Genomic DNA, 13,667 nt, shown 5'->3' on the forward strand with positions numbered 1-13,667 from the left:
TTGCGCAAGCTATTCTCGTCGAAGCATCGCTAGAACCGCATCGACTTTGTCTTTGCCGATTTCTGCGCGCTGCGTGAAACGCTTTCGCACCTCATTCTGTTCGATGATGTCTTTGGTCACCTCGACGAAGAAATCGTTGAGTGTCAGGCCATTCTCCTGGGCAACACTTTCGATTTGCGCATCCAGTGGCTCGGGCAGCGTGATAGTGATTGATTTCACAGCGAGAGCTCCCTGAACAGTCGTGTCGGCTCGATGACCTCGACACGATCAAATCTCAAATCGCCACCAGAAAAATCCCTGGTGTTGCTGGTCACAAGATAGCGCGCATTCGCCGCAATCGCCAGTTCGATCAGGTGATTGTCGCCCTCGTCACGGAGATTCGGACGCCAACGGTAGTGAATGTCGACAAGTGTACAGCGTGAGAAAAATGCATCCAGCAGATCATTGCGGTCGTGGAGGTCGAAACGCGCACGCTGAAAGTGTGTCGTGCGGTTCACGACGTCTTCGTATTCGAGATAAAGCGCCAAACTCAGCATCGGTGCAAGCCTGCCGGTCAGGCAAGCCTCGATCACCTTCGAAGCAGGACCCTGGCCGATACAAGCGCTGACCAGCACATTTGTATCGGCCACGATCCGGATCATCTTACCGGATCCGCTTGGCGGCGGGTTCCGGAACCAGTTCGCCTTCGAGGCGACGGTCGAGATAGTCTTCGCACTCGGCCATCAGCGTTTCCACCTGGCCGTTGAAGAAGTGGTTGGCGCCTGGCACCGTCTTGTGGGTGATCAGGATGCCCTTCTGGGTCTTCAGCTTGTCGACGAGGCCGATGACGTCCTTCTCGGGAGCCACCTTGTCGCTGTCGCCGTTGATGATCAGGCCGGATGACGGACAGGGGGCGAGGAAGGAGAAGTCGTAGATGTTCGGCTGCGGCGCGATCGACATGAAGCCTTCGATCTCAGGGCGACGCATCAGGAGCTGCATGCCGATCCACGAGCCGAAGGAGTAGCCGGCAACCCAGCAGCTCTTCGAATCCGGATGGAGGCTCTGCACCCAGTCGAGGGCAGATGCTGCATCCGACAACTCGCCGGCGCCATGGTCGAATTCGCCCTGGCTGCGGCCGATGCCGCGGAAGTTGAAGCGAAGCGTGGTGAAGCCGCGCTTCTGGAACATGTAGAACAGCTGGTAGACGATCTGGTTGTTCATCGTCCCGCCGAATTGCGGATGCGGATGAAGGATGATCGCGATCGGTGCGCTCTTTTCCTTGGAGGGTTGATAACGGCCTTCGAGACGACCCGCGGGGCCGTTGAAAATCACTTCGGGCATTAGGTTCCGGTCCCTGACATTTTTGCGGTTCGTCAACACCAAATTAGAAAGCTGACTTGACGGCGTCAGTCAGCTTTTCTAGAACGAAGTTTAGAACCGTTCGAAACTGGATGGCGTCGCATCCGGGGTGAAGGTGTCATAAGGCAAGCCCGGCGGAAATTTCAAGGAAAATGCACCGCATGATGCATGGGAGTCCGAACTGAGGATGGCTATTGAGCGCATCTATCTCGACTGGAACGCCACCGCGCCCCTGAGGGCTGCGGCGCGCGACGCCATGCTCGACGCGCTCGCCATGCCCGGTAACCCGTCTTCGGTGCATGCCGAAGGGCGTGCAGCAAGGGCCGTAATCGAAAAGGCGCGTCGCGCCGTCGCAACGCTTGTTGGTGCGGAAGCCGCGCATGTGACCTTTACCGCAAGCGCGACGGAAGCTGCCAATCAGGTTCTGTCGCCGGTCTACCGCATGGGCAAGTCGCGTGTCGGCCTTGGACGCCTCTATGTCTCGGCAATCGAGCATCCGGCCGTGCGGGCCGGCGGGCGATTCCCCAAAGAGCGCGTGACGGAACTTGCCGTGACGCCTGCGGGACTGATCGATCTTGATGCGCTTGCCAGCACACTGGCAGGCCATGACGCGTCCGAGGGGCTGCCGCTGGTTGCCGTGATGCTGGTCAACAATGAAACGGGGATCATCCAGCCAATCCGCGAGGTCTCCACCATCGTAAAGAAGTTTGGCGGATTGCTGGTGGTTGATGCCGTGCAGGCTGCTGGCCGCATCCCGCTGTCGATCGCAGATCTCGGCGCCGACTTCCTGATCCTGTCGGCCCATAAGCTCGGCGGTCCGAAGGGCGTGGGTGCGCTGGTGTCGCAGGGTGAGACTTTCATGCCGGAGCCGCTGGTGCGCGGTGGCGGCCAGGAAAAAGGGCATCGGGCCGGTACCGAGAATCTCGCGGCGATCGCGGGCTTTGGGGCAGCCGCAGAGCGGATGTCGGCGGATCTGGTGAGCCGGAATGCCGGGATTGCCGCACTGCGCGACCGGGCGGAGGCAGGCATCGTCTCGGCAGCACCGGAGACCGTGATCTACGGTCGCAGTGAGACGCGGGTCGGCAATACGAGTTTCTTCCATCTGCCGGGGCTGAAGGCGGAAACCGGTCAGATCGCATTCGATCTGGAAGGCATCGCGCTGTCGGCCGGAGCCGCCTGCTCGTCTGGCAAGGTCGGCGCGAGCCATGTGCTGACCGCCATGGGCGAGGATGCCGCGACCGGGGCGCTTCGCTTGTCGATTGGCCCTGATACGACGGAGAGCGACATCGATCGCTTTCTGGACGCCTTTGTGAAGATTGCTGCCCGCCGCAAACCGGCGGGGCAGGCCGCCTAAGGCGGCGAAAAACCGGGCCAAACATCGTTTTTCCCTTGCCAAGAGGGGTGAAATGATGGCTCGGGAACCTTAAGTATGGCGGGTCACCGCCCAACGTTAACAAGCTGCCGGAATTTGGCCCGGCAAGATTGGAGAACGACCATGGCTGCTGTGCAGGAAACGATCGATCAGGTCCGCCAGATCGATGTGGATCAGTACAAGTATGGTTTTGAAACTACCATCGAAGTCGACAAGGCCCCGAAGGGCCTGTCGGAAGACATCGTCCGCTTCATTTCGGCCAAGAAGAACGAGCCCGAATGGATGCTTGAATGGCGCCTCGACGCCTATCGTCGCTGGCTGACGATGGTCGAGCCCACCTGGGCACGCGTCGACTATCCGAAGATCGACTTCAACGACATCTACTATTATGCGGCGCCAAAGACGGCTGCCGGCCCGAAGTCGCTAGACGAAGTCGATCCCGAACTCCTGAAGGTCTATGAGAAGCTCGGCATCCCGCTGAAAGAGCAGGAAATGCTGGCCGGCGTCCAGACTTCGAAGATCGCCGTTGACGCCGTCTTCGATTCGGTTTCGGTCGTCACGACCTTCAAGGAAGAGCTTATGAAGGCCGGCGTGATCTTCATGTCGATCTCGGAAGCGATCCGCGAATATCCTGACCTGGTGAAGAAGTATCTCGGCTCGGTCGTGCCCGTCACCGACAATTATTATGCGACGCTGAACTGCGCGGTCTTCACCGACGGTTCCTTCGTCTACATTCCGAAGGGCGTTCGCTGCCCGATGGAGCTGTCGACCTATTTCCGCATCAACGAGAAGAACACCGGCCAGTTCGAGCGCACGCTGATCATCGCCGAGGAAGGCGCCTACGTCTCCTATCTCGAAGGTTGCACGGCACCCCAGCGCGACGAAAACCAGCTGCATGCAGCCGTGGTCGAACTCGTTGCCATGGACGACGCCGAAATCAAGTATTCGACCGTCCAGAACTGGTATCCCGGCGACAAGGACGGCAAGGGCGGCATCTACAACTTCGTCACCAAGCGTGGCGATTGCCGCGGCGACCGTTCCAAGATCTCCTGGACGCAGGTCGAGACCGGCTCGGCGATCACCTGGAAATATCCGTCCTGCATCCTGCGCGGCGATGACAGCCAGGGCGAGTTCTACTCGATCGCCGTGTCGAACGGCCACCAGCAGGTCGATAGCGGCACCAAGATGATCCATCTCGGCAAGAACACCAAGAGCCGCATCATCTCCAAGGGCATCTCGGCCGGCGTGTCGCAGAACACCTATCGCGGTCAGGTCTCGATGCATCGCAAGGCGGAAAACGCCCGCAACTTCACCAATTGCGATTCGCTCCTGATCGGTGACACCTGCGGCGCGCATACGGTGCCTTACATCGAGGTGAAGAACTCGACGGCCAAGGTAGAGCACGAGGCGACGACCTCGAAGATCTCCGAGGACCAGAAGTTCTATGCCATGCAGCGCGGCATCCCGGAAGAAGAGGCGATCGCCCTGATCGTCAACGGCTTCGTCCGCGACGTCATCCAGCAGCTGCCGATGGAATTTGCGGTTGAAGCGCAGAAGCTGATCAACATATCGCTTGAGGGTAGCGTGGGGTGATGAACGACAAGGTCGAGAATCTCATCCTGGAGCACCTGCGCATCATGCGCACCGATCTCTCTTCTTTGAAGGAAGAAATGGTCGGTATGCGTGCAGAGATGCGGGCCGTGAAGCAGTACATGGCCGGGTTCATGACCGACGAGACGAGGCAGGACGGCGAGATCGCGGAATTGAAGCTGCGTATCGACCGGATCGAAAAACGGCTTGAGTTGAACGAGGGCTGACGAGGCCAGTGCGCGCTGTCGCAAGGCTGGTGGCCCATATATCCTCGGGGCAAGCCCGAGGATGACGGAATGAGAAGGCGCCCGCGCGGCGCAACAGGAAACGACAGGCGGCCCTTGAACCGCCCGATGGACAGGAACACAGACATGCTTGAAATTCGCAATCTCCATGCCCGCATCGCCGAAGACGGCACCGAAATCATCAAGGGCCTGAATCTGACCGTGAAGGCCGGCGAAGTCGCCGCCATCATGGGCCCGAACGGCTCCGGCAAGTCGACGCTGTCCTACATCCTGTCGGGCCGCGAAGACTATGAAGTCACCGAAGGCGATATCCTCTATAACGGCGAGAGCATTCTCGAACTCGACCCGGCCGAGCGCGCGGCAAAGGGCATCTTCCTCGCCTTCCAGTACCCGGTCGAAATTCCGGGCGTGGCCACCATGCAGTTCCTCAAGGTCGCGATGAACTCGCAGCGCAAGGCGCGTGGCGAAGCCGAACTGACGACGCCGGACTTTATCCGCCGCGTCAAGGAAGCCTCGGCTGAACTGAAGATCAACCCTGATATGCTGAAGCGTCCGCTCAATGTCGGCTTCTCCGGCGGCGAAAAGAAGCGCGCCGAGATCCTGCAGATGGCGCTGCTTGAGCCGAAGCTCTGCATTCTCGACGAAACCGATTCCGGCCTCGACATCGATGCGCTGAAGATCGTTGCCGACGGCGTGAACGCGCTGAAGCGTCCGGATCGTGCAACCGTCGTGATCACCCACTACCAGCGCCTGCTCGACTACATCGTGCCGGATAGCGTGCACGTCCTCTACAAGGGCCAGATCATCAAGTCGGGCGACAAGAGCCTGGCGCTTGAACTCGAAGCCAACGGTTATGCCGATATCACCGGTCAGGCAGCCTAAGCGTTTCAAGTTTTAAAGGAGTTGCAACGATGACATTGCAAGCGGCCAACCGGCTCACCGCAGCCGAGACCCAGCTCATCGACGCCTATACCAACCAGATCGGCAGCCTTCCGGGCGATGGCGCCGTGCTTTTGAAGCGTGACGGCCTGTTCGACGCGCTGAAGCGCCAGGGCCTGCCGACGCGCCGCGTCGAAACCTTCCACTACACCGACCTGAAGGCACTGCTGCGTGCCCTTCCTGCCGAAGAGCCCCAGGCTGTGGCCAAGGCGGTCAATCCGCTGGTGTCTAGCTCAACCGTGCTCAACGTGCTGCAGGGCGTGGCTGAGGTACCGGCATCGCTGCCGGAAGGCCTTGCCGTTTCGCTCTATCGCGATGCGCTGACGAAAGGTGACGCAGCCGAAGGCCTGACCGCCTTCAACGGTGACGACACGATCGGCCGCCTGAACGGCGCTTTCGTGCGGGACGGCTTCACGCTGGACGTCGCCGCAGACGCCGAAATCGAAGCGCCGATCGAGCTGCAGTCGGTGCATGCCGCCGGCCAGCTTCACTTGCGCTTCCCGGCAACCTTCGGCAAGGGTTCGAAGGCGACCGTCATCGAGCGCCATGTCGGCCAGAGCGGTTCGGCAGCGCTTGCCTCCGTCGTCGCCGACCTGAAGCTTGGTGAAGGTGCAGAGATCACCTGGATCATCCTCCAGGGTGAAGGCGATGCCGATACCCATCTTGGGCAGATCCGCGCCGAGCTCGGCACGGACGCCAAGTTCCGCCTCTTCGTGGTCAATGCCGGTGGCAAGCTGGTCCGTCAGGAAGTGCATGTGAAGACGGCTGGCGAAGGCTCCGACTTTACGCTCCGCGCCGTCAACCTGCTCGGCGGTGACACCCATACCGACGTCACCATGACGCTCGGTCATGACGTGCCTAACACCACCTCGACGGAAGTGATCCGCAACGTCGTCTTCGATCGCGCCAAGGGCGTCTTCCAGGGCATGATCCGGGTTGCCCCGGACGCCCAGAAGACCGATGCGCGCATGGCCTGCAATACGCTGCTGATGTCGGATGATTGTGAATTCTCGGTCAAGCCGGAGCTCGAAATCTTCGCCGACGACGTTCAGTGCGCCCATGGTGCGACGGTTGCCGACATCCACAAGAGCCATCTCTACTACCTGATGTCGCGTGGCATTCCGGAGAAGAAGGCCCGCGCGCTGCTGATCAACGGCTTCGTCGCCGAAATCGTCGAGGAGCTTGAAAACGAGCCGCTCGTCGAGGCCCTGGAAGAGATCATCACCGACTGGCTGGAGCATCATGGCTGACACGATCGGGGCACGGGCAGGTTACGACGTTGACGCCGTCAGACGGGATTTCCCGATCCTGTCGCGCGAGGTCTATGGCAAACCGCTGGTCTATCTCGACAATGCCGCCTCGGCCCAGAAGCCGAAGCAGGTTATTGACGCGATCAGCCACGCATACTCTAACGAATATGCGAATGTGCATCGTGGCTTGCATTTCCTGTCCAATGCCGCGACGGACGCCTATGAAGCGGCGCGCGAAAAGGTACGCCGTTTTCTCAATGCCCCCTCGATTGACGAGGTGATCTTCACCAAGTCCTCGACCGAGGCGATCAACACGGTCGCCTATGGCTGGGGCATGAAGCATATCGGCGAGGGCGACGAGATCGTGCTCTCGATCATGGAGCACCACTCCAACATCGTGCCCTGGCATTTTCTGCGGGAGCGCAAGGGCGCCAAGCTCGTCTGGGCACCGGTCACCGATGAAGGCGCCTTCGACATGGAGGCCTTTGTCGGCTGCCTGACCGAGCGCACCAAGCTGATCGCCATCACCCATATGTCCAACGCGCTCGGCACCGTTGTGCCGATCAAGGAGATCTGCCGCATCGCGCATGAGCGTGGCATTGCGGTCATGGTCGATGGCAGCCAAGGCGCCGTCCACATGCCCGTCGACGTTCAGGATCTCGGTTGCGACTGGTATGCCGTGACCGGCCACAAGCTCTATGGTCCCTCGGGCATCGGCGTGCTCTGGGGCAAGATGGACCGCCTGCGCGACATGGACCCCTTCATGGGCGGCGGTGAGATGATCATCGAGGTGGCCGAAGATCGCGTGACCTATAACGAGCCGCCGCATCGCTTCGAGGCCGGCACGCCGCCGATCGTCCAGGCGATCGGGCTGGGCTATGCGCTGGACTATATGGAGAGCCTTGGCCGTCAGAACATTGCCGCCCATGAGGAGAGCCTGCGCGCCTATGCGCATGAGCGCCTCTCGGCGATCAATTCGCTTCGGATCATCGGCAATGCACCGGGCAAGGGAGCGATCTTCTCCTTTGAACTCGCCGGCATCCACGCCCATGATGTCTCCACCATGATCGACCGTCGCGGCGTTGCCGTTCGCGCCGGAACCCATTGCGCCCAGCCGCTGCTCGCCCGTTTCGGCGTGACTTCCACTTGCCGGGCGTCGTTCGGTCTCTATAACACAAGGGAAGAAGTCGATGCGCTGGCGGACGCGCTGGATTACGCCCGCAGCTTCTTCGCCTGAGGAATGAACACGATGAGTGACACCGAAACCAAGCCCGATGTCCGCGACGGCATCATCCACACCGCGATCCCGGCGGACGAAGTCGCCCGCCTGTCGGACGATATCATCGCCGCGCTGAAGACGGTCTATGATCCGGAGATTCCTTCCGACATCTTCGAACTCGGCCTGATCTACAAGATCGACATCGAAGACGACCGCACGGTGAAGATCGTCATGACCCTGACGGCACCAGGTTGCCCGGTTGCCGGCGAAATGCCGGGCTGGGTCGAAAATGCCGTCGGTTCGGTCGAAGGTGTGTCGGGCGTCGAAGTTGAAATGAGCTTTGACCCGCCGTGGACGCCGGACCGCATGTCCGAAGAGGCGCAGGTCGCTGTCGGCTGGTATTGAGAGAATTAGGCAACCAACGAAACGGCCCGCCATTCGCGGGCCGTTTTGCGTTTCGGTACAGATGTTTAGACGGTACGATAGGCCCGGTCGAAATAGACGAGCGCCTGGCCGCCCTCGCGGGTGGTGACGTCGAGAACCTCGCAGAACAACACGTCATGGGTGCTGCCGTCATGCACTTCCGTGACCCGGCATTCGAACGAGACCAGCGCATCAAGGAGGCGCGGCGTGCCGGATGCCGTCGTCTCCCAGGTGGCGGCAGCGAAGCGTTCATCGACCGGCGTCTTGCCGCCGAAGAGCCGGCTGACAGGCTCGTGTTCTGCCGAGAGCGCGTTGACCGTGACAAACCCGTTGGTGCTGACGGCAGGATAGGCGGACGATCCCTTGTTGAGGCAGACCAAAAGCGTCGGCGGATTGTCCGACACGCTGGTGACGGCGGTTGCCGCAAAGCCGGCGCGTCCGGCGGGGCCATCGGTTGTGACGATGGTGACGGCGGCGGCAAGCCGAGCCATGCCGTTGCGATAGGTCGCACTCTTTTCCGGCGAGGTGGCTTCCGGTGCAGATGCGACAGGTGCGATGGTCTTGGTGGCCAGCATGGGCAATTCCTTCAGGCGTGTTCGAGGGTCGACAGGAAGTCGAGGACCGCGCTGTTGAATGTTTGCGGATAGGTGACGTTGACGGCATGTCCGCCGGCGACGGTGAGCACAAGATTTGCGTTCGGCAGCCCTTCGGCGAGGCGCAGGGAACGGGAATAGGGGACAAGCAGGTCGTCGCGGGTGGCAATGACAAGCGTCGGCGTCTGGATTTCGCCGAGACGGTTGTCGACATCAAGGGCGCGCAGCGCCGCAATCCGGCGCAGGATATTGTCGCGACCCTGGAAATGCGCGAGCGCATGGGCCTCTTCTGCCGCCATCTTCTCCGCATTGTCCGCCATGTAGATGGCCGGATAGAGGAAGAGCGGCTGTGCCTTGACGAAGGCCTCGACACCGGCGTTTTCGAGAAGCGCGATGCGCACGTCGAAGCAGCGCCCGGAATGCGGATCGGCCTTGCTCCAGGCATTGATCAGCACGAGGCTTTCGATCAGCTCCGGCCGGCGGAGCGCCAGATCGAGCCCGATCAGACCTCCCAGCGCATGGCCCATGAAATGGAATCTCTCGAGCTTCAGTGTGTCCACGATTTCGAGCACATCATCGGCCATGGCGGAAATGCCGCCGTCTTTCGGCACCGTGCCACCGGTCTTGCCGCAACCGCGATGGTCATAGGTGATGACGCGGAAGCGTTGTGACAGGGCAGGGATCTGCGGTGCCCAATAGCCGCCCGAGCCGCCAAGGCCGGACGAGAGCAGGATGGTCGGCGCATCGGGGGAGGTGAGGCCATGAATGTCGTAATGCATGCGTGTTTGCTTTCCGCGTTTTGCCGTTGGTACCCCCCTCTGTCCTGCCGGACATCTCCCCCTCAAGGGGGGAGATCGACGAGCGGTAGCGTCCTGCCATTATTGGAGATCTCGATGGGGAGGCGATGAGCACCGAGTCCTGAGAGGAGTGCCGAGATCAGCGTCTTGCCGATCTCCCCCCTTGAGGGGGAGATGGCCGGCAGGCCAGAGGGGGGTAACCCGCCCTCCAACCTAACCGCTGATCACTTCTTCCCGATATGCGCGACGGTCGCGATTTCCACCAGCGCGTCCGGCTTCACCAGCCCGCATTGCACGCAGTAGCGCGCCGGCTTGTCGCCCGGAAAGTATTCGGCATAGACCTTGTTGACGGCCTGATAGTTGGCCCAGTCGGTCACGAAGATGTGGTTCATGGTGACGTCTTCCATCGTGCCACCCGCCGTCTCGATCACGGACTTGATGGTTTCGAGCACATGGCGCGTCTGGGCGGCTGCGTCGCCGACATGCACGACGTCGTTGTTCTTGTCGAAGGGAAGGGTCCCCGAGACATAGAGCACGCCATCGGCAAGGGCGCCGGGCGAATAGGGGGCGATCGGCTTCTGGGTGCCTTCCGGAACGACGATGGTTTTGGGCATTCTCACTCTCTCCGTTTATTGAATGGTGATGGTATCAAGCGGCGTCGGCAGGCGCTGCCTGTCCGATCGCACCGCAGAAGTCGTTGACGGTGGCGACCCAGCCAAAGAACTTTTCGACATTGTAGACAGTCGCCTGCTGGATGAAGTCGGGGCCGAGGTGATGGGTCGCGTCCTCGAGCATTACGCCGAAATATTCGAGGTGGAAGGCATCGCGCAGCGAGCTTTCGACGCAGACATTGGTGGCAATGCCGACGAAGACGAGGTTGCGGATGCCGCGGGCTCTGAGCACGCTGTCCATGTTGGTGTTGAAGAAGCCTGAATAGCGGCTCTTCGGCACCAGGATGTCACCGGGCTTCGGCTGGAGTTCGTCGACGATGGCGTAATCCCAGGTGCCCTTGGCGAGCAGCTGACCCTGCAGTTCCGGCCGTTTGCGCATGGTTTTCAGCGCATTCGACTTGTGCCAGTTGGGCGAGCCGGGGCCGCCGGCCTCGACATAGTCAGGATCCCAGCCGTTCTGGAAATAGACGACCAGAACGCCCGCTTCGCGCGCCGCATCCAGCGTCTTCTTGATGTTGGAGATCGTGCCCTTGGCGCCTGAAATGTCAAAGCCGGCGAGATCGACATAACCGCCTTCGGTCGAATAGGCGTTCTGCATGTCGACGACGACGACCGCCGTTTCCGACGGCTTCAGCGTGATCGGCTCGGGGCGTGCCGGAAGCGTGACGCTCTTGGTCAATTCCGGGCGCGGCTGATAGCCCGCAACAACGGCCTCGCTCATTCGGCGGCCTCCAGCATCTGGGTGACGTGGGCGCGGCTCTTCATCAGCGGCTGCACGTATTTGCCGAACTTCTCAATGCCTTCGAGGAAGTCGTCGAAGGTCAGCATCACGCCGCCGGTGCCGGGGACTTCGCTCATCTCGTCGAGCATGGCGGCGACCTCCGCATAGGAGCCGATCAGCGTGCCCATGTTGATGTTGACGGCGGAAACCGGGTTCGCCATGTGGCGGACATTGGTATCGGAACCGGATTTCGTGTCGACGGCACTTTGCAGGCCGAGCCACTTGATCGCTTCCTCGTCGGCACCCGCCTTGTAGTGCTCCCATTTGGCAAAGGCTTCTTCCGCCGTCTCTTCGGCGATCACCATGGTGAGCACGAAGGAACGCACCTCGCGACCTGTCTTTGCGGTCGCGGCGAGCAGGCGTTCGTTGGTCGGGGCAAAAGCCTTGGGCGTATTGACGCCGACGCCGAAGCAGAAGCTGTAATCGGCGAACTTGGCCGAGAAATCCATGCCGGCATTCGACGAGCCGGCGCAGATCAGCTTTACCTCGCCTTCCGGGATCGGTTTCATCCGGCAATCATCCATCTGGAAATGCTTGCCCTTGAGGTCGGACTGGCCTGTCGTGAGCAGGTCTTTCAGGACCGTCGTGTATTCGGTCAGATATTCGTAGCGGTCGGAGAAATAGTCGTCGCCGGGCCACAGGCCCATCTGGCTGTATTCCGGGCGCTGCCAGCCGGTAATCAGGTTGACGCCAAAACGGCCGCCGGAGATGGAATCGATCGTGGTGGCCATGCGCGCAATGATGGCCGGCGGCATGATGAGGGTGGCAGCGGTGCCGAAGAGCTTGATCTTCGAGGTGACGGCGGCAAGGCCCGCCATCAGCGTGAAGCTTTCCAGGTTATAGTCCCAGAATTCCGTCTTGCCGCCGAATCCGCGCAGCTTGATCATCGAAAGCGCGAAATCGAAGCCGTATTCTTCGGCCTTCAGCGTGATCGCCTTGTTCAGTTCGAAGCTCGGCTTGTACTGGGGGGCATTCTCCGACAAGAGCCAGCCATTGTTGCCGATCGGAATGAAGACGCCGATTTCCATATTTGTTCTCCGCTTCTGGAGGCGCGCTTAGCACCGTTTCGTTTCGCAGAGAATGAAGCAAGCAGTGTGCCAGTCTAAAAAAATAAATAAAAACATAGTGATATGGTTAGGGGTGGAAAATAATTTACCGAATGGTCAAAATTTCGTCGGGAATCCGCACCTTTTGCCCGTGTTTAAATCGGCAACCACGGTGCGTTGCGTCATTTTTGATCGCGATCAAGGGAGGCTCGGCCGCTGTTGACCACCCAACCTCCTGATAAAAGGCAAGTTTTAGAATGTTCCGGCATTGCCCATGGATTGATCATCGTCAGTTGACGCGATTGGAACCGTTCGATTTCGGGCACCGCCGGCAGTGCCTAAGCTATTGAACGTGTGAGGCGTGTCCCTTACATTGCAGTTCAGAAACGCCGGACCTTGAACCCGGTTGTCGTGGAGACTGTGCCGATGGGCTTTCAAGTGATGACGCTGAGCGATGCGGCTGCCGCACGCGTCAAGGCGATCGTGGGAAACTCGGCTCCAGATGCCAAGGGCGTCCGGGTCGGGATCAAGAAGGGCGGCTGCGCCGGGATGGAATACACCATCGATCTGGTGACGGAGCCCAATCCCAAGGATGACCGCATCGAGAAGGACGGCGCGACCGTCTGGATAGATCCGGCAGCAGTCCTCTACCTGCTCGGCACCGAGATGGGCTTCGAAACGACGACGCTTCGCTCCGGTTTCACCTTCCACAACCCGAACCAGACCTCGGCCTGCGGCTGTGGCGAATCGGTGGAACTGAAGGCTGCGGATTTGACCGAACTCGCGCGGCAGCGCCAGGTGACCCCTGCCTGAAGGGCTCAGCCGCCCTCCACGTGAAAACATCATCTTCGAATGACGTCTGCGAACCATCAAGGAGATGGTTCGTGTGTTTTTTGCTGAGATTCAAAAAAATATCTTGCGAAAACCGCCGCCAGGTCCATAAACTGCAGTTATGGATACCAGTGACCGCAAAATCATCGATCTGCTGGCGGAAGACGCCCGCCGGTCGCTCGCCAGCATCGGGGATGTCGTAGGGCTTTCTCCCTCTGCCGTCAATGAACGCATCCGGCGGCTTGTCGCCGCCGGCGCCATTCGCCGTTTCACTCTGGAAGTCGATCCGGTGGCGATTGGCCTGCCGATCACCGCCTTCATGCTGGTGACCTTGCCACAGGATACGGAGCAGGCGGCATTTCGAGCCTATGCTGAGGCTCACCCTTCCGTGCTGGAGTGTCATCACGTAACGGGAGGCTGGTCTTACATGCTCAAGATCCGCACCGCCGACCTCACCGGCATCGAGACGTTTCTGGCAGATCTCAAGGGCGAACGCCTGATCGCACGCAGTGAAACGATGATCGCCCTATCGACGGCCAGCGAGCGAAGCTACGTCATCGGCGGAGAGTGAC

The 13,667-nt window shown here is 60.4% G+C and carries 17 protein-coding genes; 9 read left to right on the forward strand and 8 right to left on the reverse strand.

The annotated features are described in order from the left end of the window. Positions 1 to 9 precede the first annotated feature (9 nt). The 3 genes from J2045_RS10210 to J2045_RS10220 are packed head-to-tail and all read right to left on the reverse strand — an operon-like array spanning position 10 to position 1,320. The gene (locus tag J2045_RS10210; protein WP_076396105.1) at positions 10 to 219 is read right to left on the reverse strand and encodes a hypothetical protein; all 210 of its coding nucleotides are present in this window, start codon (positions 217 to 219) and stop codon (positions 10 to 12) included. Then, positions 216 to 641, reverse strand: a complete 426-nt coding sequence (locus J2045_RS10215; protein WP_307372323.1) for a putative toxin-antitoxin system toxin component, PIN family — start codon at positions 639 to 641, stop codon at positions 216 to 218. Before J2045_RS10215 ends, J2045_RS10210 begins: the two co-directional genes overlap by 4 nt. Position 642: 1 nt before the next feature. Continuing rightward, the gene (locus J2045_RS10220; protein WP_102019886.1) at positions 643 to 1,320 is read right to left on the reverse strand and encodes an alpha/beta hydrolase; all 678 of its coding nucleotides are present in this window, start codon (positions 1,318 to 1,320) and stop codon (positions 643 to 645) included. 205 nt (positions 1,321 to 1,525) lie between these two features. Between J2045_RS10220 and J2045_RS10225 the strand changes: the two genes are divergently transcribed. The 7 genes from J2045_RS10225 to J2045_RS10255 all read left to right on the forward strand — a co-directional run bounded on the left by J2045_RS10225 (position 1,526) and on the right by J2045_RS10255 (position 8,358). Beyond that, on the forward strand, positions 1,526 to 2,692 hold the full coding sequence (locus J2045_RS10225; RefSeq protein ID WP_307372326.1) for a cysteine desulfurase family protein: 1,167 nt from the start codon (positions 1,526 to 1,528) through the stop codon (positions 2,690 to 2,692). 141 nt (positions 2,693 to 2,833) lie between these two features. Further along, a complete protein-coding gene (sufB, locus tag J2045_RS10230; protein ID WP_307372329.1) occupies positions 2,834 to 4,303 on the forward strand; it encodes a Fe-S cluster assembly protein SufB in 1,470 nt (489 codons plus the stop codon). Next, positions 4,303 to 4,527, forward strand: coding sequence for a hypothetical protein (locus tag J2045_RS10235; RefSeq protein ID WP_307372332.1), 225 nt, complete (start codon positions 4,303 to 4,305; stop codon positions 4,525 to 4,527). The genes sufB and J2045_RS10235 overlap by 1 nt, the downstream gene beginning before the upstream one ends. Before the next feature lie 144 nt (positions 4,528 to 4,671). Continuing rightward, a complete protein-coding gene (sufC, locus tag J2045_RS10240) occupies positions 4,672 to 5,427 on the forward strand; it encodes a Fe-S cluster assembly ATPase SufC (protein WP_102019889.1) in 756 nt (251 codons plus the stop codon). Between the two features lie 29 nt (positions 5,428 to 5,456). Continuing rightward, the gene (gene sufD / locus J2045_RS10245) at positions 5,457 to 6,734 is read left to right on the forward strand and encodes a Fe-S cluster assembly protein SufD (protein ID WP_307372336.1); all 1,278 of its coding nucleotides are present in this window, start codon (positions 5,457 to 5,459) and stop codon (positions 6,732 to 6,734) included. Continuing rightward, entirely contained in the window at positions 6,727 to 7,971 is a 1,245-nt protein-coding gene (locus tag J2045_RS10250) for a cysteine desulfurase (RefSeq protein ID WP_307372338.1), read from the forward strand. Before sufD ends, J2045_RS10250 begins: the two co-directional genes overlap by 8 nt. 12 nt (positions 7,972 to 7,983) lie before the next feature. Next, on the forward strand, positions 7,984 to 8,358 hold the full coding sequence (locus J2045_RS10255) for an SUF system Fe-S cluster assembly protein (protein WP_006728551.1): 375 nt from the start codon (positions 7,984 to 7,986) through the stop codon (positions 8,356 to 8,358). Positions 8,359 to 8,423: 65 nt separating this feature from the next. On the opposite strand, the gene J2045_RS10260 is transcribed toward J2045_RS10255, so the two are convergent. The 5 genes from J2045_RS10260 to rutA form a co-directional block, all read right to left on the reverse strand. Further along, a complete protein-coding gene (locus tag J2045_RS10260; protein WP_370873088.1) occupies positions 8,424 to 8,948 on the reverse strand; it encodes a flavin reductase in 525 nt (174 codons plus the stop codon). Between the two features lie 14 nt (positions 8,949 to 8,962). Beyond that, positions 8,963 to 9,748 (reverse strand): pyrimidine utilization protein D, encoded by a 786-nt coding sequence (gene rutD / locus J2045_RS10265; RefSeq protein WP_307372344.1) that lies wholly within the window; start codon positions 9,746 to 9,748, stop codon positions 8,963 to 8,965. Between the two features lie 242 nt (positions 9,749 to 9,990). Next, positions 9,991 to 10,380 carry a pyrimidine utilization protein C gene (gene rutC, locus J2045_RS10270; RefSeq protein ID WP_302075007.1) on the reverse strand — a complete coding sequence of 130 codons (390 nt, stop codon included), beginning with the start codon at positions 10,378 to 10,380 and terminating at the stop codon, positions 9,991 to 9,993. Between the two features lie 34 nt (positions 10,381 to 10,414). After that, positions 10,415 to 11,158 carry a pyrimidine utilization protein B gene (gene rutB, locus J2045_RS10275; RefSeq protein WP_307372347.1) on the reverse strand — a complete coding sequence of 248 codons (744 nt, stop codon included), beginning with the start codon at positions 11,156 to 11,158 and terminating at the stop codon, positions 10,415 to 10,417. Then, on the reverse strand, positions 11,155 to 12,246 hold the full coding sequence (gene rutA / locus J2045_RS10280) for a pyrimidine utilization protein A (RefSeq protein WP_307372350.1): 1,092 nt from the start codon (positions 12,244 to 12,246) through the stop codon (positions 11,155 to 11,157). The genes rutB and rutA overlap by 4 nt, the downstream gene beginning before the upstream one ends. Before the next feature lie 444 nt (positions 12,247 to 12,690). Between rutA and sufA the strand changes: the two genes are divergently transcribed. Together sufA and J2045_RS10290 are read left to right on the forward strand one after the other, a co-directional pair. Further along, positions 12,691 to 13,077: a Fe-S cluster assembly scaffold SufA gene (gene sufA, locus J2045_RS10285; protein WP_307372352.1), complete on the forward strand. Its 387-nt coding sequence runs from the start codon at positions 12,691 to 12,693 to the stop codon at positions 13,075 to 13,077. Positions 13,078 to 13,216: 139 nt separating this feature from the next. Next, a complete protein-coding gene (locus J2045_RS10290; RefSeq protein WP_166599453.1) occupies positions 13,217 to 13,666 on the forward strand; it encodes an Lrp/AsnC family transcriptional regulator in 450 nt (149 codons plus the stop codon). Position 13,667 lies beyond the last annotated feature (1 nt).

Source organism: Peteryoungia aggregata LMG 23059 (assembly GCF_030814435.1).
GTDB classification, from domain to species: domain Bacteria; phylum Pseudomonadota; class Alphaproteobacteria; order Rhizobiales; family Rhizobiaceae; genus Allorhizobium; species Allorhizobium aggregatum.

Coding starts and splice junctions, on each gene's coding strand:
- J2045_RS10215 (WP_307372323.1), bottom strand. CDS start 641: ATGATCCGGATCGTGGCCGATACAAATGTGCTGGTCAGCGCTTGTATC.
- J2045_RS10220 (WP_102019886.1), bottom strand. CDS start 1,320: ATGCCCGAAGTGATTTTCAACGGCCCCGCGGGTCGTCTCGAAGGCCGT.
- J2045_RS10225 (WP_307372326.1), top strand. CDS start 1,526: ATGGCTATTGAGCGCATCTATCTCGACTGGAACGCCACCGCGCCCCTG.
- sufB (WP_307372329.1), top strand. CDS start 2,834: ATGGCTGCTGTGCAGGAAACGATCGATCAGGTCCGCCAGATCGATGTG.
- J2045_RS10235 (WP_307372332.1), top strand. CDS start 4,303: ATGAACGACAAGGTCGAGAATCTCATCCTGGAGCACCTGCGCATCATG.
- sufC (WP_102019889.1), top strand. CDS start 4,672: ATGCTTGAAATTCGCAATCTCCATGCCCGCATCGCCGAAGACGGCACC.
- sufD (WP_307372336.1), top strand. CDS start 5,457: ATGACATTGCAAGCGGCCAACCGGCTCACCGCAGCCGAGACCCAGCTC.
- J2045_RS10250 (WP_307372338.1), top strand. CDS start 6,727: ATGGCTGACACGATCGGGGCACGGGCAGGTTACGACGTTGACGCCGTC.
- J2045_RS10255 (WP_006728551.1), top strand. CDS start 7,984: ATGAGTGACACCGAAACCAAGCCCGATGTCCGCGACGGCATCATCCAC.
- rutD (WP_307372344.1), bottom strand. CDS start 9,748: ATGCATTACGACATTCATGGCCTCACCTCCCCCGATGCGCCGACCATC.
- rutC (WP_302075007.1), bottom strand. CDS start 10,380: ATGCCCAAAACCATCGTCGTTCCGGAAGGCACCCAGAAGCCGATCGCC.
- rutB (WP_307372347.1), bottom strand. CDS start 11,158: ATGAGCGAGGCCGTTGTTGCGGGCTATCAGCCGCGCCCGGAATTGACC.
- rutA (WP_307372350.1), bottom strand. CDS start 12,246: ATGGAAATCGGCGTCTTCATTCCGATCGGCAACAATGGCTGGCTCTTG.
- sufA (WP_307372352.1), top strand. CDS start 12,691: ATGGGCTTTCAAGTGATGACGCTGAGCGATGCGGCTGCCGCACGCGTC.
- J2045_RS10290 (WP_166599453.1), top strand. CDS start 13,217: ATGGATACCAGTGACCGCAAAATCATCGATCTGCTGGCGGAAGACGCC.